Source organism: Haloarchaeobius lipolyticus (genome assembly GCF_051208015.1).
Taxonomy (GTDB): Archaea; Halobacteriota; Halobacteria; order Halobacteriales; family Natrialbaceae; genus Haloarchaeobius.
This window is the reverse complement of sequence record NZ_JBPKGF010000005.1, coordinates 74,473-94,968: the sequence shown is the minus strand read 5'-3', so window position 1 is coordinate 94,968 and position 20,496 is coordinate 74,473. Positions and strand designations below refer to the sequence as shown.

The window sequence follows — 20,496 nt, the reverse complement described above, 5'->3', positions numbered from 1 at the left end:
AGCCAGTTATTCGAAGTTATTACAATATTTCACCGAGATGCCCCTGTATGGACGAGAAAGATATCCAGATACTGAAGTCGATAGAAGACCTGGAGACGACCAGCACCGAGGCGGTCAGCGACGCGACGGGTATCCCCATCTCGACGATCCACTACCGGCTCAACAACCTGCGAGATGCGGGCATCATCACGAACGATCGGCTCGACCTCGACCTCGACGAACTCGGGCTGGGGGTCACCATCATCGTCGAGGTATTCACCAAGGACGACCGGGACCACACCGACAGCGGCGAGGCCATCGCGGCCATCGACGGCGTGACGAAGGTATTCTTCACGATGGGAGGGACCGACTTCATCGCGCTCGCTCGACTGCCCGACAGCGACAGCGTCGAACGGCTCATCTCCGACTTCGAGGCACTCGACGACGTCGCCCGGACCAACTCCACGTTCGTCATCGACCGGGAACTCGACAGTCACTATCCGCTGCAGCAGTACTCCGAGGACCAGCTCGTCGCGGACCTCGTCGACGAGTGAGGACGGGGGTGCGCCGGTTGATGGGTGATTACGGGGCTGCGCCGGTTGATGGGTGATTACGGGGCTGCGCCGGTTGATGGGTGATTACGGGGCTGCGCCGGTTGATGGGTGATTACGGGGCTGCGCCGGTTGATGGGTGATTACGGGGTTGCGCCGGTTGATGAAGACGGGACCACAGCGTCGGTACACACCGAAAACGGTCGACGTTTCGGCGACCACGGCACCGACGAACCACGGCGAAAGGATACGTTCGAGCCCGACCATCTACTAGCTATATGATATTCACACCCGTCACCAGCTGGCCATCGCCGTGGTGGCCGACCGTGGACCGGACCCCGTCAACAGACGAGCCAGCGGCCGGTGGAGCGACCCCCAGCGAGGTAGTCTACACCGAGAACAAGGTCAGGTTGCACCACTACGAGGCCCGTGGAAGCCGACGGCAAACCGTCCCCATTTTGCTCGTTTATGCCGTCATCAACCGCCCGTCGGTCCTCGACTTCCAGCCCGACCGCAGTGTGGTCCGACAGTTCGTCGAGCGGGGGTTCGACGTCTACCTCGTCGACTGGGGCGAGCCCTCCAGACTCGACACCAGTCTCGACCTGGATGACTTCGTCACGCGCTATCTCGCCAACTGCGTCGACGTCGTTCGCGAACGTGCTGGCGTGGACGCCGTCCACCTCTTCGGCTACTGCTCCGGGGCGACGCTCGCCGCGATATTCGCGGCGCTGTACCCCGAGCGCGTCCAGACGCTGGGGCTGCTGGCACCCGTCCTCAACTTCGACGTCGAGGGCGGCATCTTCGACCTGCCGGATACGACCGCCGCCCGCGACCCGCAGACGCTCGTCGAGACCGTCGGAAACGCCCGCGGCGACGCTCTCGCGGTCGGGTTCACGCTCACCGACCCCGTCGAGTACCATCTGGGACGCTATCTACGGCTGGCCGACCACCTCGACGACCCCGCTTCCTTGCGGTATCGGCTGCGAAGGCTCGAGTGGGGAGCCGACTGCGTCGACGTCGCCGGGGCACTGTTCGGACAGTTCCTCGTCGACCTCTACCGGGAGAATCGGCTGATGGAGGGGAGTCTCACCGTCGGCGGCCGGCCGGTCGACAGGGCCGCACTGGAGATGCCCGTCCTGACCGTCCTCGGGACCGACGACGAGTTCATCCCGGCCGCTGCCGGTCTCCCGTTCGTCGAGACGCTCCCAGACGTCGAGACCATCGGTTTTCCGACCGACCATATCGGCCTCTCGACGGGCGAACGCGCCCACGCCGAACTCTGGCCCAGGGTCTGCGACTGGCTCGAAGCGCACGGGGCGGCTGCCGCCGCGAGCTGACGCGGGGGACCGTCGCGGACTGAAGGTGGGTGCGGGTACGACGACGTTAGCCGCCTCGGAAGGCAGCTACACGCTCATCTCGGAGCGTGGCCTACCAGAGGTGTGGACAGCACAGTGACGGTCATCGGTGCGGGAGAGCTGACCCCATCCCCCGTGGCTCCTCCGGGGGTGACCTGGGAGACCGTCTTCGATACGGACCGGGTGCTCCTGGTTCGGACACGGGTCGACGGTGATTGGCGCTCCGGCTGGCACTCACACGGCTCGAACGACGCGTACGGAGTGGTCCTCGTCGGACGGGCTCGGTTCGAGTACGGTGCCGACGGTGCCCTCGCTCAGACCGCCGGCACTGGCGACTTCTTCACCTTCCCCGCCGGCACGACCTACCGGACGGTCAATGCGGGCGAGGGGGAGCTGGTCGCGCTCGTCGCGCTCGTCGGGTCAGGTGTGCGGGTCGTCGTCGCCGAAGGGCCTGGCGCAGGCATCAGTGGCGAGGGCCCGACCGTCGCTCACACCGGCGACCTCACGCCCACGGGGAACCTGGCGAACCTGACCAGACTGACGCCGTTCCCCGACGCGCCCGTCCAGCAGATACGTGGCCACGCCGAGGGCCGTATCGAGTCGAGCTGGCACCACCACGGCGACAACGACGTGTTCGGGTACGTCATCGACGGCGAGGGGTACGTCGAGTGGGGCCACGGCGACGACGAGCGACGGCTCGCCCGTGCCGGCGAGTTCTTCCACATCCCCGCAGGACTCGTCCACCGCGACGTCAACCCGAGCGACGACGAACAGGACTATCTCCTCTGGCTCACGGGTTCCGAACCGCGCGTCGTTCACGTCCCTGCGCCGGCACTCGAACGGCAGTGACCTAGCGCTTCGCGCGACCTGCCTCGAGCCGCCCGGCGAGTTCATCGGCGACCCCCGTCAGGTACACCGTTCCGAACAGCGCGACGAGGAGCCCGCCGAGCGTGTTGTAGAACAGGTCGAGAACCGTGTCGTCGAGCCCGTACAGGGTCAGGACCGAGCCGGTACCGTGCAGCTGGGCGGCGAGATGGAGGGTCAGCGACAGCAGCTGTGCCGACTTTCGGCTCCGACGAGATGATGTCGGATTCAGGTAGATGCCGGCTGTCGATTGCACCGGTTTGACCGCCGGTAATAGAACACGTATCCAACAATTACGCCAAACTTACCCTGCGTATAATATTACCGTACTCTCCCCAAGGGCCGGGCGATGAAAGACGACACCACCAGGCGCCGCGCGTTGCAGACGATCGCTCTCGGCTCGCTGGCGGGTCTCGCCGGGTGCATGGGCGGCGGCAGTTCTAGTCCATCTACGTCGCGCACCGACGCGGGAACGACGACGACCACGGCCAGCGGGTCGACCACGACTGACTCTGGCGGTTCGACACCGCCGAAGAACCCAGAGGTCATCGAGGACTTCACCGACCTGACGAAGTTCACGGTCAAAGCCGGTAGACTCGAGGCGCTGAAAGACGGCACCTACAAGGACTCCGAACAGGCCGCGCTGCTCACGCGCAAGGACAAAGAGCCGGTCATCGAGCGGCCCGTCGAGGCCGACCTCACGAACACGAACCTTTCGATGGCGGTCAAGCTCGAGGCTGACAAACACGCCGTGCTCTCCATCGAGATGTTCAACGAGAGCGAGAGCGACTCGGTCACGTTCGCGAAGTCCATCCGGAAGTCCACGAGCGGCTTCTGGCAGCGTCTCGACCTCGGCGCGACGAACCTCTCCGGGCTCCCGAACCTCGGGAAGGTCACCAAGATGCGCTTCACCCTGAAAGGAGCCGGCTCGGGCGGGAAGATCGCGCTGGACAGCCTCCAGCGGGTCCCGTCACCCGATAAGGGCTACGTCGCGCTCGTCTTCGACGACGCACACGCCTCCGACTACACCCACGCCTACCAGACGCTCAAGCAGTACGACATCCCCGCTACCTCCGCCGTCGTCACCAACCACGTCGGCAACGACGGGATGTTGAACCTGAAGCAGATGGACGAGATGAAGAGTTACGGCTGGGAGTTCTGTTCCCAGACGGCGAACCACGCCAACCTGCTCAATGCTGGCCGGCTCGAGGTCGAACGGGAAATCGTCGGCGCGAAGGAGTGGCTCGTCGACCACGGCTTCGAGCAGGGTGCGAAGACGTTCACCTACCCATACGGCCTGTACACGAACAAGATCGCCCAGTTCGTGAGCCAGCATCACGAGATGGGGATGGGCTTCTTCGGTCCGCGTAACGCCGCGATGGGCTACATCACGGAGCCGATGACCATCTCGCGCGGAGACGCCTCGAACATCCCGCGTGCGCAGACCATGGTCGACCTCGCCGGCCTCTACAACGACCTCTCCATCCTCACCTTCCACGGCATCGGCCAGGGTGGTGAACTCGACGTGACGCCGGAGCAGTTCGAGAAGTTCGCCGCCTACCTGGCCGACGCCAACGTCGAGACCATCACGCTCTCACAGATTCCGGGGAAGTTCCAGCCGAAAGACGGCTGGTGACCGTCTCTCCAGCCTAGCTCACGAGGAAAGAGTAACGATCGCCACCGACTCGGCCCAGCCAGTCAATCGGTGATGCGAATCTGGCCGTCGACGCGGTAGATGTAGCCACGGAGTTCGAGCACCTCGATCGCCGACGCGATGTCGCCGCGGACGAAGCCGGCGTCCTGGAGGACCGACCGTGCTGTCTGCTCGTCGATTCCCACCTGGTTCTCGGGTTGAACGTTCTGTAGTACAGCAAGCGCCTTCTCAGCATACGGCGGAATCGGGGTTTGGTCGCCCTCCATTGGCCAGGTCTTGGTCCCCTGTTTGTACTGGAAACCTATAAGCGGTACTGCGATTACGCGGTTTGTGCCGGGACCGGAAGAACCGCTAGTTCTGGGTTCGCTGTCGAGACTCCCTTCGGTGAAGGCACGCGAGACAGGGAAATGGATTCGCCAGGTCCGTTCATTCTCACCGGTCGATGGTCCTCCCAGTGGGGGAAACACTGCCAGTGTGCGATGCCGTCCCCGAGTACGGTGCAGGCGCAGTCGGCAGCCTCGATACGCCCGTCAGCAGACGTTGTTCGCAAACGGAGACCGTATGGTCAGCATCCGTGGCTGGTTTCCGTACCGCCCCGTCCACCACCCGTTGTCGGAACGCGACGGCAATACGGTGCGTTCAGGGTCCGGCGTAGTTCGCGTCGGCGGGACAGGTAAACGACGATGGAACGCCATCGTCGACGGTGACGATATACTCGTGCTCGCTCGGGTTCGCGAGACGTCTGAACTGCCGCATCGCTGGATTGAGGGCGACGACGACGGCGTCGACCAGGTCTGTGACGATGCGTTGTCCACCCCCTGTGAGGTGGGGTGCACTGGTGGGGCCCCGGTCTCGGTCCATGACTAGCGTCTCCTTACTCCCCAGCCGCGTCGAGCCAGTCGGGTTCTTCGACCTCGGTCGTCCCGATATCGCTGTAGGAGAGCTCGAACTGGAGAGTCATCACGGAGTCGTCTTCGGTCACTTCGAGGTCGTACTGCATCTCCCGGACGGTGCCACTCTCGTCGACGAGGAGGCGAAGTTCGAATCTTGTGACTGAGCTATCGTCGAACGCTTCGGTGTCGGCCTGCTCGGTGGGCAGGTAGAGCTGTTCGAGGTCGGAGACGCTGTAGACGTACAGGGTCTCGCCGTCGACCGTCGTCGGCCCCTCGTACGTGAAGTTCGCGGCATCGGCGTCGAGTGCCGCGGTCGCGTTCATGGCCGTCAGGTACGTCGAGACGTCGACGTCGTCGGCACTCACCTGCTGGATGTCGACGGTGTCACCGATCACGGAGCGCTGGGTCGCGGTCCCGTCGGGGGAGACGTAGAGGCCGATCTCGATGGGCGAGTCGCTGTCCCCACCGGTGAAGGCGTCCCCAGCGAGAGTCCCCTCCATGGACTGTGCACCCGTCGAGAGGTCTGCCCGGACGGTCCAGTCGAACTGGATCGTCTGCGTCTCCATCGACGTCTCCTGGGTCAGGTCCATCGCATACTCCAGGGTGAAGTTCTGGGCGTTCTGGAGCGACGTGGGGTGCGTCGACGAGAGTCGCTTGGACGCGAGGGGATGCGACTGGGTGCCTGCGGACGAGTCGCCACTCGTCGAGGTTGCCTGTGGTCCGGCCGACCCGGTAGCGGCGGTATCCGTCGTCGGCTCCCCCGAGTCGGTGAGCTGTGTTTCACCCACGGAATCGTTCGGTGCTGCCCCACCCGTGCAACCGGCGAGGACGACGACGGCGACGAGAAGGAGCGACAGGGTCGGACGTGTCGGAGCGTTCATCTCCACGTCGAGGGCGTGCAGCAGCATAAGTGGATATCCCCATGTGGAGTTCTCGTAAGTGGTTCGAAGATGTGGGGTGATTTGTGCTCAGACCCATCCAACCATCACCCCTCGCCCCGGGGTGGACGCTACCCAGTGATTCGACGTACACACATTTCCGGATGGACCAACGACGGCCCCTCCTGACGACACTGTTTGGTCCTACAGTTTCAGAGTCTATGCTACTCAACCCGAGAGAATCACGTGCTAAGCGGCCAGTTCAAGGGCAATTGGTGCCATAGAATCACTGTTAGACATTTGGACTGCGGATGGCCAGCAGCTATTTATCGGTCGTAATGGATTTTTACTTGTCATATGGAATTGACACGACGGGAAGCAGTACTTTCAGCGGGTATGGTGGGTATCGTGGGAATCCCCTCTTCAGTCTCAGCCCAGCTGGCTGAGTCCGAAACGAGTACGACCGAACTCCTCCCGAATCATGAGGAACCGAGCGTCTGGAAGACGAGCGGTGGGAACACGCTCGATTCGATCCCGCAGTCGAAGTTCGAGTCCGTCATACAGGGGGAAACTGGACTCGGTGTCGCTGTGGATGGCGACCCTCATCCGATGATTGAGAACAAGAAGTCGGTGAAGAACGCGGATTTCACGAACCGACCGTACCTCGTCGCCGACGTCTTCGCCGCGAACCTCTCTGGCGACTCATCGCTCACGTTTCAATTCGAGTACCATCACAACGGTGGATCAGGTTCGAGCAAGGGTGGGAAGAAAGGTAAGAAGAAATCCAATGCGCGTGGTGTCGTCTCCTCGGATCAGTTCGAGGTCCAACAGGGAGAGGTCACGACACTGTACTGGGACATGCGGTCGATTTCAGCGCAGGCCCGGAAACACCCGAAGCGGCTCACGATTTCGTGGTACCCGACCGAACATCCCCCCGAACGGAAGGGAGAAGGTCGTGGGAACGCACGATCGTACGAATACCGAGGAATCGCCATCTTTGGTGAGATGTTCCTCTCGGCAGATGCCAGTGAAATTGTCAAGAGGGTGGTGCCACAGCGTGTCCGGAAGCACGAACTCGAAAGAGGGAGCTTCACCGGGCTGACCACCATCGACAGAACCGATTCGAGTGAGAGCGGTCTTCTCGAGTTCGACGATGGCTCCAGTATCGAGTATCAGTTCGAGATACTTGGCGACCAGCAGTACCGATACACCATCGACGGACAATCCTTCGAGTTTGGAGGTGGTCTCGGATGAGTCTCTTGAACCCCGACGATGAAATCTCGAGTACCAATCCGCCAGAACGGATCAAGCCGAAGAAGGTCAAGCCACACAGTAGCAGCAACAGTGTCTCGACCGCCAGCACTGCCGAGAACAGTGAACAGTATCTCATCGTCAAAGACTGTAACCCGTGGAGAGCGCCCGGGAACGAACGCGCACTCGATGAGCTGGGCCGGCAGTACCGGGTCACGACCTCGTACTCCCTCGAGAACGAGGACCTGAGTGACTACGAAGTGGTCGTCATCCCGTCCACGCAGAGCTACTCGTACTACTCACGGATGTATGAGCATCGAGACCGGATCGAATCCTTTGTCGAGACAGGTGGCACACTGGTTGCCCACCTCACGTACTCAGGGTGGCCGTGTTCTGGTGTGACCAGCCAGTCAATTGCCCCAGGTGGCCTCACCGCATCAAGGAGAGGCTCGAACTACCTGTCTATCGTTGCTGATGACCACCCGCTCGTTGAGGGCGTCTCTGACTCCGCGCTAGACGGCTGGGGTAGTTCGGCGCACGGAACCCTCGAAGACATTCCCAGTGACGCAACGACGATAATCCGATCTCAATACGGGCCGACCGCCATTGAGTACAGTTACGGCGATGGCACTGTGCTCGCCAGTACCCAGACCCTCGAGTGGCCGTGGTCGAGCGGGCGGGGGACGAAGCGGGTTCTCCGAAACGAACTCTCGTACGCTACCAGCGCATCCGGTGGGCCAGCGACAAAGACTGTAGAGGCCTCCGCCACGGCACTAAGCGTTCTTCTCGGTGGAAACGAGAACTCTACAGACGGTGGTCATCCCCTCAACAGCGCCCTGATGAGCGTATTACCTGATGATCACACGATCGATATCGACCTCGGCACTACCCTGGACTTCGGTAACTTCGGTCAGTATAGTTGGGAGCAGGACGTATTCAAACTACGAGCGAAACCGCTACTCGATAACTGGATGGCCGGAGACATGATCGCCGACAAACCGGCTCTCGATCTTGATGACGCTCTCCAGCCCGCCGCGAAAGTAGAGGAATTCCCGGATCAAGAATTCAATCGATATCGAATTAATAACCATGTGGACGTTTCCTTTGACACCACTGACGGTTCCATCGTTCGGGAGTCGATCGATATCTCGTTCGATGGCCACTGTTCGAAAAGTATTCTCGAACAGGAGGAAATCAGAGGTCTTGATCCAGAGGACGTCGGAGGACCAGTCGTTGACGGAGGATACAAGCCCCGTTACTGGTCAAAGGAGATCATCGAAGTCGACGGGACTGAGGCAGTTCGCGTATCGACAATCTTTGGCGGATACGCGCACTATGGGAAAGCAATTGTCAACAAGTTCCTCGAACAGGACGTGCTCGAATTCTTGGTCGATACGCTCGGCTGGGAACTTGATGGGTTCGGAAGAGACATTTCTGACCTGCCGAGATTCGCCGATAGAGTGGTAAAAGAGGCCCTCAATCCTCTGTTATCGTTCCTGTCAGTTACTCCTAACATCTTCACGTATCTCGACCTCGTAGTTCTCGCTGACGGTCGTCGATTCGTCCGGATGTGGGACGCCAGTATGTTCCCGAAGCACGCTCTCTACCTCGATCGTGAACGTGTCGGGACGACTCCACTCCCGTACGGTGAACGCGATCTTATCAATATCAATCTGCTCGCCTTCTTCTACGAGGCTGCCACTCGATTGTACACACCGTACTATGCGCCACAAATCGCCTACATGGCCCACGTACTTGGTCGGAACAACGAAGATGTCGATCGGCTCGTCGAAGACATAGAGACGTTCCTGAAATGGAATCCGTATACCACCGTTGGGGGATATGCATTAGAGATTATCGATTGGTGGCACAGCTTCGGTCCACTCCTTCAATCTGGAAGTATCGACCGCGAGGGTCCGAAATTCTCGGACCAGGAAATCGATTCTGTCATGCCGAACTATCCACGGAACCCGTTCGACAACGAGATGGACCATTCGTAATGGTAATTTAAAATAGCTCACTCTGTAAATGAGACCACCAATGCGACGACGCACCTTCGTGACTGCCCTGGTCAGTGGCCTGGCAGGTTGCAGTGGCCTCGGCTGGTCAAACCAGGCCAGCGTCCAATGTAGTTCGAACTCCAGTGGTGCGTCGAAGTCTTCCCCGGTGACAGGGTCCTGGCCGCGCCCTCACTTCGATAGCAGTAACACCGGGACCAATCCGGCGGCTGAAGGAGTCACAGGGTGTCCCGAAATTCGGTGGTCTCACTCGGTCGGAGAGACGACCGTCGGCTCTGCCGTAGTCGCCAATGGAGCGATCTTCACTGCTGGCTTCCCGAACACGCTACGGGCTTTCGATCTTGACACCAGTGAACCACTGTGGTCCGTGCCGCTTGACGGAACTGGGTACAACCCCGTCGTCTACGATGGGGTTGTGTACGTCGGTGGCGGTCCCAAGCTGCACGCTGTCGACATTGAAACCCAGTCCATCCGCTGGTCCACCATGGTCGGTCGCAGCAATGGACCAGCAGTCATAGAGGACACGCTGATCGCTGCAGGCGGAGACGGTGTGATTCGTGCAATCTCGGTCGACGACGGCGCTGTTCAGTGGCAGTACGACGCCGGAGCGACCGAGAAACATTCGTTCAAGGCACCGCCAGCCGTCGCAGGCGGGACGGTCTTCGCCGGCCACGAGAACGGGAATTTGTACGCACTCGACGCCACCTCCGGAGAGCTTCGGTGGCGCCGTGATCTCGGCGCGCAGATAGAAGCGGCCCCGGCAGTGGTTGGAGATGTCGTCTACGCCAACGCCGACCAGCCGTTCGCACTCGACGCCGAGACCGGTGAAACGCAGTGGCAGGGCCCAACGAAGTGGCGTGAGACACTCGGGGCACCGGCCGTCGCCGACGCCGTCTACGTGACCTCCGGGACGGCGCTCGAGTCGACGAAACTCAGAGCTCTCGACCCAGCAACCGGAGAGGAACAGTGGTCAACGAACGTCGGCCTTCCAGAGGCCAGTCCAGCCGTCGCTGCCGGCTCCGTGTACGTCGGACTCGGCGGGACGTTCTACGCCTTCGACGCGACGGATGGGTCGAAACAGTGGTCGATCGACCTCCCGACGGACATCGAAGCGACGCCGGCCGTGCTCTCTGGGCTGGTCGTAATCACCGACATCGACGGGAACATGTACGGACTCGGGTGACCCCGAGGCGGTTCGAACGGAGGTGTCGGTTCTCGACCGGGAGTCCGGGGGCCGTGGGGTGAACGTGGTACACAGCGCCGACCTGGCCGTCACGGTTACCTGCAGAAACAGACACTACACTGAGGGGTTTAACCCCGGGGTAGCTACACCAGATATGCGCGCTACTGCACGATCGCTCTGGGGACGGTATCGAGCCATCCCGCTGGTGTATCGGATCTTCGTCGCGTTCCTTCTGGGGTCGGCTGCCGGCCTGGTCTTCGGAGACCGGATGGCCGTCGTCCAGCCCCTCGGCGACCTGTTCCTCCGACTGCTGGACATGCTGGTCATCCCGATCATCGTCTTCACGCTGCTGACCGGGATCCGCCAACTCTCGCCGGCGCGACTCGGGCGCATCGGCGGCGCGACGGTCGGCCTCTACGCGGTGACGACGACCCTCGCCGGGATCATCGGCCTCGTCGTTGCGAACGTCCTCCAGCCCGGTCGCGGGGTCGAACTGGTCGAGGCGAGCGCCGACTCGAAAGCGCCGCCTGCGCTGACCGAGGTCGTCCTCGGTATCGTCCCATCGAACCCCGCAGCGGCGCTGGCGGAAGGGAACCTGCTCGCGGTCGTGTTCTTCGTCATCGTCTTCGGCATCGCGCTGACGTACGTCCGTGCCCGCGAGGACGAGTACGCCGCCAGCGTCGACTCCCTGTTCGAAGCGTTCGAGGTGGGGACCGAGGCGATGTTCGTCGTCGTCCGCGGCGTCCTCGAGTACGGCGTCGTCGGCGTGTTCGCGCTGATGGCGGCGGGCCTCGGGACCGAAGGCGTCGGTGCGTTCACCTCGCTGGGGATGCTCGTCGTCGCCGTCGCCGTCGCGGTGGTCATCCACGTCGTCGTTACCTACCTCTTCGTGATGATGGGGCTGCTCGGCAAGGTCTCGCCGCTCGCGTTCCTCGCTGGTGCGCGGGACGCGATGGTCACCGCGTTCGCAACGCGGTCCTCGAGCGGGACGCTCCCGGTGACGATGCGAAACGCCGAGGAAGACCTCAAGATCGACGAACCGATCTACTCGTTCACGCTCCCGGTCGGGGCGACCGCCAACATGGACGGGGCGGCCATCCGGCAGGCGGTGACGGTGATGTTCGCAGCGAACGTCGTCGGCCAACCCCTCGCGCTCACCGAGCAGGTCCTCGTTCTGGTCGTCGCGGTGCTCATCAGCATCGGGACCGCGGGCGTCCCCGGGGCAGGCCTCATCATGCTGACGGTCGTCCTCAATCAGGTCGGCCTGCCGCTGGAGGTCGTCGGCTTCGTCGCCGGCGTCGACCCGATTCTCGGGCGTATCGCGACGATGAACAACGTCACCGGTGACCTCGCCGTCTCGACGCTCGTCGGGAAGTGGAACGACGCCGTCGACTTCGAGAGCGGGGTCTGGGACCGAGCCCCGAGTCTTCCCTTCTGAGGACCCGGTCTTTCATCGACGTATCTAGTGTTCGCTCCTTCGTGGGAGGAACTTCGGTTGAACCACACGGGCGTCGGTAGGGTCAGACAGGGGAGCCGACTACATCGGAGCCGCACCGTTCACAACGGGATGGTTACGGAAAATCGAGCACGGTATGACGTTGTTCGAAGGACGCAGCTGACAGAAGCGATTGAGCCGGGCACTAGAACGGTGACCCGGGGAGATCGAGTTCGCGACCGATGGTCCAGTGGTCGGTATCGCCTGCGGGGTCACCCGTTCGTCAGAATTCATTCGAGGATGTCGAACACCTCGACTGCTTTGTACTCCTTCCCGCGTTCTTTACCGGTCACCTCCTCGATGAGGCCATCCGATTCGAGGTCGTCGACGACCTTGTAGGCGGTCCGACGTGAGACGTCGAGATACTCCACGAGGTCTGGTGCCGTAAAGTACGGATACTGGAGTAACTGCCGAGCGAACGTGTCCGTATTCGTGCTGCCCGGATACTCTTTCTCGTAGCGCGCTTGGAGATCGCGTAGTCGGTGCGTCCGGTCGTACGACGTCTCAGCTTGACTTCGGAGTCCTTCGAGGAAGAACGTGAGCCACTCCTCCCACGCACCGTCTTCACTCACGGCACGCATCCGCTCGACGTACTCGACCTTGTGACGATTGAAGTACGCACTCGGGTAGATGTATGGACTTTCGAGGTACCCTTCGCTCGCCAGGTACAGAATAATGAGCAATCGACCGAGTCGACCATTCCCATCCGAGAAGGGGTGCACTGTCTCGAAGAAATAGTGGATGATAGCGGCGTCGACGAGCGGGTGGTACTGCCCACCCATTTGAATGTACGACTCGAGTGAGTGCATGAGGCCAGTGAGTCCCTCCGGCGTCGGTGGGACGAACGGACGCTGTCCTGGCTGCGGGCTCGTGAGATGGACCATATGGTCGCGGAAGTCACCGACGACGTCACCCTCGTTCCGGACATCCTCGAGCAGCATCGAATGAAGTTCTTTGATGAGCGAGAGCGTTATCGACGCTCCGCTCTCGACTCTGTCGAGTCCGTATGTGAGTGCAGTTTCGTAATTGAGGGCCTCTTTCAGGTCTTTCTCGATCGTCGTGCCGGCCCCGCCTGCAGGATGCTTCGTGTGGTATGCTTCGACGTCTTGATACGCGACGTCTGCCCCTTCGATGCGTGCGGACTCGACGGCCTCGATACGGATGAGAGAGGTGTAGAGAACTGCGGAGAAGTCGACTGTCGAGCTGATACCATCGACACGACCGATTTGATACGCTGCATCGGCCACCAGCTCGTGCGTCCGTTCGGAGAGTTCGAGCTTCGGCTCTACTGGGAGCGGCTCTGGAGAGTAGTAGGGATTCGGATGTGAGGGGACGTATTTTCCCGGTGCATCCTCAGGAAGCTCTTTCGTCGGCATTGCAGTGGTGCCACTATCTGCCCCTACTGGTATAGTTGTTTTTATAGTAGGTATACGGAGGAGCTATGCGAGCACTATCGTGGTAAGATAAACGCGAATAGTATACGCGCGAACGCCAGCACGAGCCATGTATGTAGTGAGTATATGAAAGGGTATACTAAGGCCGTGAATCTCGGGCTACTGTGTCACGATATCGACGCTATTGCACATTTACTGGGACCCATCTAGGTGCTCTTTCGCGACGTTTTTGGAGAGCAGTTCGCAAGGTCAGTGATCTCGGTGTAGGTGGCCGGATAGGTGACTCCGAGAGCGACGTCGCAGACTTACCCCACGGAGACGATTGTTCAAATCCGTGAGGTAACTACAGCCTCCTTGCATCGCCCCTCACGATTCCGAACCATTGATCGAAGTAACTCACCACCAGATACTACCACCTACCCGATGTGACCACGCATACAGGCCAGAGGAGCGGTCAGGTTTTTGACCATGCAGACCGCACGGGGCACAGTGCAAGGGCTCGACCGCCGCGAACTACTGGCTGCGATGGCTGGCATGGGGTTAGCCTCCATCGCCGGATGCACCGTCTGTGCGTCCAGCTGGTCGAGCTTCGACGACTACCTTCGGCTCTCGATTCCCAGTTTCGAGGAGACGGAGACTGGATTCCGGGGCGAGGTCGAGGTACTCCATCGAGGCCCGGACAACTGGGACTGGGGAGACCAGGAACGCGAGACGTTCTACACGAACTACGACGACGTGCATCTGGTCGGGTACGGCCCGAGCGAGCGACAGCTACTGGACGTACCGCTCGGCGCCTTCGAGCCGGGGACGACGAAGCGAGCCACCGTCGACGTCGACACGTTCCCGATGGTCTTCACAGCATTTCCTGGAGACGTGTCGTTCGATACCACCTGTGCACAGGCACGAACGGGGGCGCAGGTCCTAGTCTACGCGGGCAACTACGAGGCAGAACCACCAGACGGCTGGGGGCCCACCACGAACCTCCCGGACTCTATTCGACGAATCGAGAGACGGGTCGAACGGCTGGGCGGTGGGCATCGCTGGCTTCCGTACGCGGAGCTGAACCACCCCAAGCAACGGACGGTTACGCCGGAGCTGTTCGCACGAGCGAGGTGCGTCCAGCGGGAGCTCGAGGGGCGTGACCCGACCGGTCCACCGGACTTCTCGTCGTTCGCGGCGGCCACGGAGTGGCTGGAGTGGAACGAGACGGCGACCATCACCGTGTACGGTTCGGAGACGGCAGCCCCGAGGAGCGGGAACCGTCGACGGGCGAGCGAGATTCCGGCACCCGTCAGGGACATCGTCACCACGACCGACTGGCAAGCCCTCGAGTTTCCGAAGGTGTCCAAGACGGTGTCGGTGGCGGAGTTGCAAGCGATCGTCGCCAGTATGGAGGGGGACGAATCGCGGTCGTTCCCCGAGTGTGGCGAGCCGGGGACCGAGTGCAGCGACAGCTGGCGATATCGGGGGCGGGGACACTGCGTGGGAGGGTGGGTGAAGGGGTACTACGAGTTCGACCCCGACCGCGTGGTGACGGAGACTGGGGACCGGCGACCACTCTACTGGTCTGCGCGGAGCCTCGTCTTGGTAGAATATCGGTGGGAAGGAGTCCTCTGACATCCTCCCCGTCCTGAAGGGCGAAGATCCGCTATCGCCGTTGAGAGATGGTTGTTCACACCGATTCGAGAAGAAAGCCCACGCCAGAAGTCGTGGGAGAGTCAGAGACCCAGTCCGGTACTGTACTCCAACGTTCCGAATCCGGTCCCCATCGACTCCTCGTCGATCGATGTATCGCCGACGCGTCCGGCGAGTCCGGTCATCTGGAACATGAACTCGTTGTAGCTCCAGTGAGACGGGATCCGACCACCGAGTCTCGGCCGGTCGAGCCAGTTTCGCGCGTGGCCATAGGTCCGGGCGACGAACCGGACGTAATCGCCCTCGTCGTTCTCGACGCGGACGTCGAAGTCAGGGTGCTCGCCGGTGCCGAGTAGTGGCTCGACGGTGACCCGATCGAACTCGACGTGCCCGTCCTTCGAGCCCCAGTTCCAGAACCCGTCCTGTCGGAGGGGTATCGTCAGGCGTTCGAGTCTGTTCGAGGAGAAGAATTTGTAGCCCCGTCGGAACAGCTGTGGGCCGAGGAACGGGACCAGCACGGAGAACGAGGTCCCGTCCGGGAAGACCGCCCAGACCCACTTCCAGGGTACCAGCGGCATGTCGAAACACACGCGCTGGAAGTAACACGCCCCGGACAGCGTCTCGGGGCCGTCGGGCAGGTCGAACTCCCCTTCGAACTCCATCCGGCGCCAGGCCACGACCTCGGCGCCACCCAGCGGCGTGTCGATATCCAGCGAGTGGTGTGGCGAGGTCATCTTCGAGTCGAGGTCGCCCCACGCCTCGAACTCCGCTTCGGCGTCGTCACCGATTATGTGCGCTCGCAGACCGAGCGGGCGGTCCGAGAGCGCTTCGATCTCGCTTCCGCGTCTGGTACCGTCCTCGCGTTCTGCCCAGGCTTCGAGACGCTGGTCCTCGCGAGAGAGCACCGCTTCGGCGGGTTGCCTGACGACGTGGTCGTGGACCTCCTCGTCGTCGCCGGTCCAGCCGACCGTCGTCGCCTTGAACCGGTCCACACCGTCGACGACGGAGCGGTCAGCGTCCATTCCCTGCGGCGGGAGGTCGTTCACACGGCTCTGGTCACCCGCGCAGGCAGCGACCGAGAACATGAGCTGTCTCGGACCGTAGCCCTCCTCGCCCTCCGGGAACAGAATGAAGAACCACCAGGACGAGGAGGTCGCGTTCTGTCGCTCGGGGTTCTGCCACCATATCTTCTCGAAAACACGCCGGTGCTCGGCGAGGGTCCTGTCGGCGAACGCGTCGGTCATTGGCTTACCTCTCGCTGGGCCGCTCAAATAAGCCGTGCATCGGTTGCTGGGCGTTCATGGATTCCCGAAAGTCGGGGGAAAGCCCACGACTTCAGTCGCAGGAGAAGTCGGTTGAGAGCTGATTGCCCTTCGTGTCGTGGTGCTACCCGATAGTGGTCGACAGGTCGGCGACGTGGCGCGCCGGCGTCAGTTGCACACCCGTGCGCCGATGCGCTGGTGCGTCGGTGCAGGCCTGCGTCTAGTCGCTGTCGCCGTCGCGCAGGTATTGCTGCGCTGACGTGGCGCAACCGCGCCATCGATCCAGCGCTCGCCGCCTCACCGTCGTGGACCCCATCGTCGAGGACGGCTCGCTCGAGACGACGCTCGACGCCTATCGAACAGCCCCGCCATCGTCCGGGGCATCGGCGGCGGGGCGATGCTCTCGCTGCTTGGCTTCGTCAGCCTGCTCGTACCGTTCTGAGTTGAGCACCCGACGGTGCAGATTACTCTCCAACCTCCTGAATCCTGACCGCGTACTGGTCGGGCAGGTCCTCGATTCGGACCCGTATCTTCAGGACTCGTTCGTCGACAGCCAGCGCCTTCATCACCGCACTCTGTGAGCGCTGGAACGAGGCATCCCCGGTCTTGATCTCGGCGTAGTAGTTCGCGAGTTCCGGCCCGTTCCAGCCATCGTGTACCTCGACGACGCAGTCGGGTACCCACGTCTCCGTTCCCTCGCCGGTCTCCACGCAGATCGGCCACCCGGATTCGACCTGTACGCGTAGTCCCTGCTCGAGCTCGTCCTCGGAGACGGCGAGGTCCTCACGAACGAAATGCTCGATGGCGTGTGGTTTGGCGCCGTCGACGATGACCGCCTCTCCCAGCGTGCCGTACAGGTTCGCACCGACGTCGAAGGTCCAGGTCTCTCCCTCGGTAGTGGCGGGTTCGGTGATGGAGGGTGCGTGTGCCGCCAGAAGGTAGGCGTCGACACCCGTCGGGTCGTTGCCAGCTGCAGCCTGGACCCGAAGACCACCACTGCCTGCCGATAGCTGGATGGCGTAGGCCTCGGCCTCTGCTCGTGAGCCGAACTCGAGAACCTCGTCGACCGAATCGACGTCCCGGGCGAGCGTCTGGTTCGCGTCCAGAGCACCTTGCTTCACGGCAACGCTGAAGCCAGTACGTTCGTTCGGGACGACGGGGTCGGCGCGTGTTGGGTCATCGTCGTGCGAGCCAGCAGCCGGTTCGACCAGCTCGCCATCCTGGAACCGCCACTGCCGAGGCTGCGACCTCTCCTCTGTCATAGGCACCACTTCTGGGGCCAAGACTTCAACGGTACAGATAGTCCGACGGAGTATCGGACGACGATTTCTGGCTCCAACGCCTTCTAGACTCGCATGGAACACGGGGGGAAGGTATCCGGTCCAGCTATCGGCTCCGCGAACTCGCCTCTGGAAACCGCCCAGCGGAAGGTCACCCGTCGCAGTGCACTCGGACTCCTCGGGACGGGCCTCTCCGCGCTCGCCGGCGGAATCACGTCGTCGACCGTCCGTGCGGACCAGGCTGTGGTTCCGATGCGCACTTCGTCTCTCGAGACGAGGGAGGACGCGGCGACGACTGCCCGGGCTCGGTCGCTGGTCTTCACGGGGACGGCATCGACGCGCTTCCAGAACGTGGGCTACACCGGTACGCCGCAACCGGTGCAGACGGTCTCGCTCCCCGCCAGGGTCATCATCGGGAGCCCGGTCACGGCGGGCGGACAGACCGAGACGAACCCGTTCTCGATGCTGGTGACCACCGGTGACCTGGTGCGTAACTACGCGGACATGCCGGAGGGGAGTCTGTTCATGCTCTCCGCCCATGGTGTGCTGACGCCCGAGACCCAGCGAAAACTGCTGCTCCAGTACTGGACCTACCAGTACGACGCCCGTACAGGCGTCGTCCAGGGGACGCTGACCAGTGACCATCTCGAACTGGCGGCCGCAATGAACACTATCAACGCGAACAAGGAGATTTACCCCGGGAACTCGATGGTCTTCCCCTACGTCATGGCTGAGGGAACGACCCTCCAGGGTACGGTCGAAGACGACAGAGCGATCCTTCGTCTCCGCGGAGACGCTCAGGGCGTCAGGTTCGACGTACAGATCCAGGCACAGCCCTCGACGTAGCCTGCCGGGTGAACGTCGACGCATCCACTGGTCGAGCGACTGGTGGTGCGCGCTTTCCTGTGTGAGGGGTGCGATTCACGCATACACTGAAGCCGCTTTTTGCGTTTTTCAGTCCTTCTAATCCCAGTTTACTCCGGACAGGGTGGGGTTTGGGTGTCGGCAGTCGGATGGGGTCGCCTCTCCGCTGACGGTCGTGTTCATCGTCGATGATAGGGGAGGACGCGGTGGGGTCGCTGTCCGCTCGGGAAGAACGGATTGGCGCTCGAGACTCCGGGGACGACGGGGGCGGTCCATCCGCCGAAGGGAGAATTGGAGCGACGGCCGAACGATGCTAGGTCTCCGTTCTCCCCAGCTTCAGAGCCTTTCTCCCCAGATTACTCCGGACAAAGTGGTGTTAGTCGAGTATTCGTGGAGCGTCGCTCCCGATGGGGGAGGATGGGCAGAGAGACGGTATCGTCACAGAGAATGCGCCTGCGTCCGGGCTCAGTAGTCGTCGAGCGTCGAGCGAATCGGCTGCCCCTCGTCGACGTCGACACGGTCCATGATGGAGTCGTGGATGCCGACGAGTTCGACGGTCTCGTCGAGGGCTGAGAGGACGAGCTCCGGGCTCAGGTCGAGGCCGTACTCGCGGTAGGTCCCGCCCCGGCGACCTTCGTTCCGTTCGGTCACGCTGATGATGCCGAGCATCGCGAGCTCGCTCAGGTGATCGCGCATCCGTCGGGGGACGAGGGGATCGCGGTTCGCGAGTTCGGAGAAGCGGGTGTACCGCGGACGGACGTCCCGCGACCGGACCGGCGTCTCACCTTCGAGGTCGAGCGTGAGGATCGCGTAGAGCACGAGATGACCGTGCTCGGTGAGGCCGCTGATTCCCTCCTGGATACGGCCGCGTTCGAGTTCGTTCCGGCCGGCTTCGACGTGCTCGGTCGTGATGATGGTCGATTCCCGCTTGCGAGCGATGTCGCCGGCGCTCATCAGCAGGTCGAGCGACTGGCGGGCGTCGCCGGCGTCCTTCGCGCCGTAGGCCGCACAGAGCGGGATGACGTCGTCTTCGAGCACGTCCTCCTGGAAGGCGACGGAGGCACGCTGTCCGAGGATGTCGCGGAGGTCGTTGGCGTCGTAGGCCGGGAAGTGTATCTCCTGTTCACAGAGGCTCGAACGGACCTTGGGTGAGAGCTCCTCGCGGAACGAGAAGTCGTTGGAGATGCCGATGATGCCGGTCTTCGTGTCCTCGAGGTTCCCGTTCGCGCGGGCACGCGGGAGCTGGTAGAGGATGGAGTCGTCCTTCAGGTGGTCGACCTCGTCGAGGACGATGATGACGGTCCCGCCGGTCTCCTCGAGCTCCGTCCACAGCATCTCGTAGACCGTCGCCCGTGGGTAGCCGGTCGTGGAAATCTGGTTCGTCTCGTCCCGGAACTCGTTGACGAGTCGGGTCGCGACCTGGTAGCTCGAGGTGAGCCCGTCGCAGTTCAGCATGACGACGCTGAGGTCGAGGTCCTCGTACTGCTGGGCGTCCTCGGAGAGGTGGTCGAGCAGGAAGCGGGTGGCGGCGGTCTTGCCGACGCCGGTCTTCCCGTAGAGGAAGATGTTGTCCGGCTGCTCCCCGTTGATCACGGGCTGGAGCGATGCCTGGTAGGTGTTCAGCTCCTCGGTCCGCCCGACCAACTCCTGTGGCTGGTAATCCTCCCGCAACGCATCCCGGTCCGCGTAGATGTTGGTGTCCCGCTCGAAGATACCCATCTTTGCCCGGTACTCTCTACCAGAGTCTTATAAAACCACCGTGTCCGGAGTGTCCGCTGTTCTCGGAGTACTTAAAGAATCGGTGGGACACACCCACCCCACTTTGTCCGCAGTTCTAGCCTGAACGGGTACCCCACCCTTCCAGCGTTTCACTCTAGTTACAGAAAGTTTTATTACTATACTCTTTGAGCTAGTCCGTAGGAGAGCTTAATTGAAGGTTG

General features: G+C 62.1%; 18 protein-coding genes. 10 read left to right on the top strand and 8 right to left on the bottom strand.

The window, feature by feature from the left end; translation table 11 throughout:
* Positions 1-47 precede the first annotated feature (47 nt).
* From ACSC1Y_RS15680 to ACSC1Y_RS15670, 3 genes are all read left to right on the top strand, one after another.
* The gene (locus tag ACSC1Y_RS15680; RefSeq protein WP_435335879.1) at positions 48-533 is read left to right on the top strand and encodes an Lrp/AsnC family transcriptional regulator; all 486 of its coding nucleotides are present in this window, start codon (positions 48-50) and stop codon (positions 531-533) included.
* Positions 534-808: 275 nt separating this feature from the next.
* Positions 809-1,867, top strand: coding sequence for an alpha/beta fold hydrolase (locus tag ACSC1Y_RS15675; protein WP_435335878.1), 1,059 nt, complete (start codon positions 809-811; stop codon positions 1,865-1,867).
* Between the two features lie 102 nt (positions 1,868-1,969).
* Entirely contained in the window at positions 1,970-2,734 is a 765-nt protein-coding gene (locus tag ACSC1Y_RS15670; protein ID WP_435335877.1) for a cupin domain-containing protein, read from the top strand.
* A gap of 1 nt (position 2,735) precedes the next feature.
* Here the strand turns inward: ACSC1Y_RS15670 and ACSC1Y_RS15665 are convergent, their stop codons facing one another.
* Positions 2,736-3,005 (bottom strand): hypothetical protein, encoded by a 270-nt coding sequence (locus ACSC1Y_RS15665; RefSeq protein ID WP_435335876.1) that lies wholly within the window; start codon positions 3,003-3,005, stop codon positions 2,736-2,738.
* Positions 3,006-3,098: 93 nt separating this feature from the next.
* Between ACSC1Y_RS15665 and ACSC1Y_RS15660 the strand changes: the two genes are divergently transcribed.
* Positions 3,099-4,385 carry a polysaccharide deacetylase family protein gene (locus ACSC1Y_RS15660; RefSeq protein ID WP_435335875.1) on the top strand — a complete coding sequence of 429 codons (1,287 nt, stop codon included), beginning with the start codon at positions 3,099-3,101 and terminating at the stop codon, positions 4,383-4,385.
* Between the two features lie 62 nt (positions 4,386-4,447).
* Here ACSC1Y_RS15660 and ACSC1Y_RS15655 read toward each other — a convergent pair whose 3' ends face one another.
* From ACSC1Y_RS15655 to ACSC1Y_RS15645, 3 genes are all read right to left on the bottom strand, one after another.
* Positions 4,448-4,669 (bottom strand): hypothetical protein, encoded by a 222-nt coding sequence (locus ACSC1Y_RS15655; RefSeq protein ID WP_435335874.1) that lies wholly within the window; start codon positions 4,667-4,669, stop codon positions 4,448-4,450.
* Between the two features lie 373 nt (positions 4,670-5,042).
* Positions 5,043-5,264 (bottom strand): hypothetical protein, encoded by a 222-nt coding sequence (locus ACSC1Y_RS15650; RefSeq protein WP_435335873.1) that lies wholly within the window; start codon positions 5,262-5,264, stop codon positions 5,043-5,045.
* A 13-nt stretch (positions 5,265-5,277) separates the two neighbouring features.
* A complete protein-coding gene (locus ACSC1Y_RS15645; RefSeq protein WP_435335872.1) occupies positions 5,278-6,177 on the bottom strand; it encodes a DUF7537 family lipoprotein in 900 nt (299 codons plus the stop codon).
* Positions 6,178-6,531: 354 nt separating this feature from the next.
* Here ACSC1Y_RS15645 and ACSC1Y_RS15640 point away from each other — a divergent pair, with 354 nt between their 5' ends.
* The 4 genes from ACSC1Y_RS15640 (at position 6,532) to ACSC1Y_RS15625 (ending at position 12,064) form a co-directional block, all read left to right on the top strand.
* A complete protein-coding gene (locus ACSC1Y_RS15640) occupies positions 6,532-7,428 on the top strand; it encodes a hypothetical protein (protein ID WP_435335871.1) in 897 nt (298 codons plus the stop codon).
* Positions 7,425-9,425, top strand: coding sequence for a hypothetical protein (locus tag ACSC1Y_RS15635; RefSeq protein ID WP_435335870.1), 2,001 nt, complete (start codon positions 7,425-7,427; stop codon positions 9,423-9,425). Before ACSC1Y_RS15640 ends, ACSC1Y_RS15635 begins: the two co-directional genes overlap by 4 nt.
* A 28-nt stretch (positions 9,426-9,453) precedes the next feature.
* The gene (locus ACSC1Y_RS15630; RefSeq protein WP_435335869.1) at positions 9,454-10,626 is read left to right on the top strand and encodes an outer membrane protein assembly factor BamB family protein; all 1,173 of its coding nucleotides are present in this window, start codon (positions 9,454-9,456) and stop codon (positions 10,624-10,626) included.
* Positions 10,627-10,780: 154 nt separating this feature from the next.
* On the top strand, positions 10,781-12,064 hold the full coding sequence (locus ACSC1Y_RS15625) for a dicarboxylate/amino acid:cation symporter (protein ID WP_435335868.1): 1,284 nt from the start codon (positions 10,781-10,783) through the stop codon (positions 12,062-12,064).
* Between the two features lie 287 nt (positions 12,065-12,351).
* Here the strand turns inward: ACSC1Y_RS15625 and ACSC1Y_RS15620 are convergent, their stop codons facing one another.
* Complete coding sequence (locus ACSC1Y_RS15620; protein WP_435335867.1) at positions 12,352-13,497, bottom strand: Fic family protein; 1,146 nt, start codon at positions 13,495-13,497, stop codon at positions 12,352-12,354.
* 507 nt (positions 13,498-14,004) lie between these two features.
* Here ACSC1Y_RS15620 and ACSC1Y_RS15615 point away from each other — a divergent pair.
* The gene (locus ACSC1Y_RS15615; RefSeq protein ID WP_435335866.1) at positions 14,005-15,132 is read left to right on the top strand and encodes a hypothetical protein; all 1,128 of its coding nucleotides are present in this window, start codon (positions 14,005-14,007) and stop codon (positions 15,130-15,132) included.
* Positions 15,133-15,233: 101 nt separating this feature from the next.
* Here the strand turns inward: ACSC1Y_RS15615 and ACSC1Y_RS15610 are convergent, their stop codons facing one another.
* A complete protein-coding gene (locus ACSC1Y_RS15610; RefSeq protein ID WP_435335865.1) occupies positions 15,234-16,394 on the bottom strand; it encodes a hypothetical protein in 1,161 nt (386 codons plus the stop codon).
* Positions 16,395-16,876: 482 nt separating this feature from the next.
* Positions 16,877-17,674 carry a DUF8081 domain-containing protein gene (locus ACSC1Y_RS15605; RefSeq protein ID WP_435335864.1) on the bottom strand — a complete coding sequence of 266 codons (798 nt, stop codon included), beginning with the start codon at positions 17,672-17,674 and terminating at the stop codon, positions 16,877-16,879.
* Positions 17,675-17,767: 93 nt separating this feature from the next.
* Here ACSC1Y_RS15605 and ACSC1Y_RS15600 point away from each other — a divergent pair, with 93 nt between their 5' ends.
* Complete coding sequence (locus ACSC1Y_RS15600) at positions 17,768-18,538, top strand: hypothetical protein (protein ID WP_435335863.1); 771 nt, start codon at positions 17,768-17,770, stop codon at positions 18,536-18,538.
* 483 nt (positions 18,539-19,021) lie between these two features.
* On the opposite strand, the gene ACSC1Y_RS15595 is transcribed toward ACSC1Y_RS15600, so the two are convergent.
* Entirely contained in the window at positions 19,022-20,275 is a 1,254-nt protein-coding gene (locus ACSC1Y_RS15595) for a Cdc6/Cdc18 family protein (RefSeq protein ID WP_435335862.1), read from the bottom strand.
* Between the last annotated feature and the right edge of the window lie 221 nt (positions 20,276-20,496).

What these genes read in the sequence shown, in the direction of transcription:
- ACSC1Y_RS15630 (WP_435335869.1), top strand. Translation starts at nt 9,454, where the DNA reads ATGAGACCACCAATGCGACGACGCACCTTCGTGACTGCCCTGGTCAGT.
- ACSC1Y_RS15605 (WP_435335864.1), bottom strand. Translation starts at nt 17,674, where the DNA reads ATGACAGAGGAGAGGTCGCAGCCTCGGCAGTGGCGGTTCCAGGATGGC.
- ACSC1Y_RS15655 (WP_435335874.1), bottom strand. Translation starts at nt 4,669, where the DNA reads ATGGAGGGCGACCAAACCCCGATTCCGCCGTATGCTGAGAAGGCGCTT.
- ACSC1Y_RS15645 (WP_435335872.1), bottom strand. Translation starts at nt 6,177, where the DNA reads ATGAACGCTCCGACACGTCCGACCCTGTCGCTCCTTCTCGTCGCCGTC.
- ACSC1Y_RS15660 (WP_435335875.1), top strand. Translation starts at nt 3,099, where the DNA reads ATGAAAGACGACACCACCAGGCGCCGCGCGTTGCAGACGATCGCTCTC.
- ACSC1Y_RS15600 (WP_435335863.1), top strand. Translation starts at nt 17,768, where the DNA reads ATGGAACACGGGGGGAAGGTATCCGGTCCAGCTATCGGCTCCGCGAAC.
- ACSC1Y_RS15620 (WP_435335867.1), bottom strand. Translation starts at nt 13,497, where the DNA reads ATGCCGACGAAAGAGCTTCCTGAGGATGCACCGGGAAAATACGTCCCC.
- ACSC1Y_RS15625 (WP_435335868.1), top strand. Translation starts at nt 10,781, where the DNA reads ATGCGCGCTACTGCACGATCGCTCTGGGGACGGTATCGAGCCATCCCG.
- ACSC1Y_RS15635 (WP_435335870.1), top strand. Translation starts at nt 7,425, where the DNA reads ATGAGTCTCTTGAACCCCGACGATGAAATCTCGAGTACCAATCCGCCA.
- ACSC1Y_RS15595 (WP_435335862.1), bottom strand. Translation starts at nt 20,275, where the DNA reads ATGGGTATCTTCGAGCGGGACACCAACATCTACGCGGACCGGGATGCG.
- ACSC1Y_RS15640 (WP_435335871.1), top strand. Translation starts at nt 6,532, where the DNA reads ATGGAATTGACACGACGGGAAGCAGTACTTTCAGCGGGTATGGTGGGT.
- ACSC1Y_RS15680 (WP_435335879.1), top strand. Translation starts at nt 48, where the DNA reads ATGGACGAGAAAGATATCCAGATACTGAAGTCGATAGAAGACCTGGAG.
- ACSC1Y_RS15610 (WP_435335865.1), bottom strand. Translation starts at nt 16,394, where the DNA reads ATGACCGACGCGTTCGCCGACAGGACCCTCGCCGAGCACCGGCGTGTT.
- ACSC1Y_RS15675 (WP_435335878.1), top strand. Translation starts at nt 809, where the DNA reads ATGATATTCACACCCGTCACCAGCTGGCCATCGCCGTGGTGGCCGACC.
- ACSC1Y_RS15650 (WP_435335873.1), bottom strand. Translation starts at nt 5,264, where the DNA reads ATGGACCGAGACCGGGGCCCCACCAGTGCACCCCACCTCACAGGGGGT.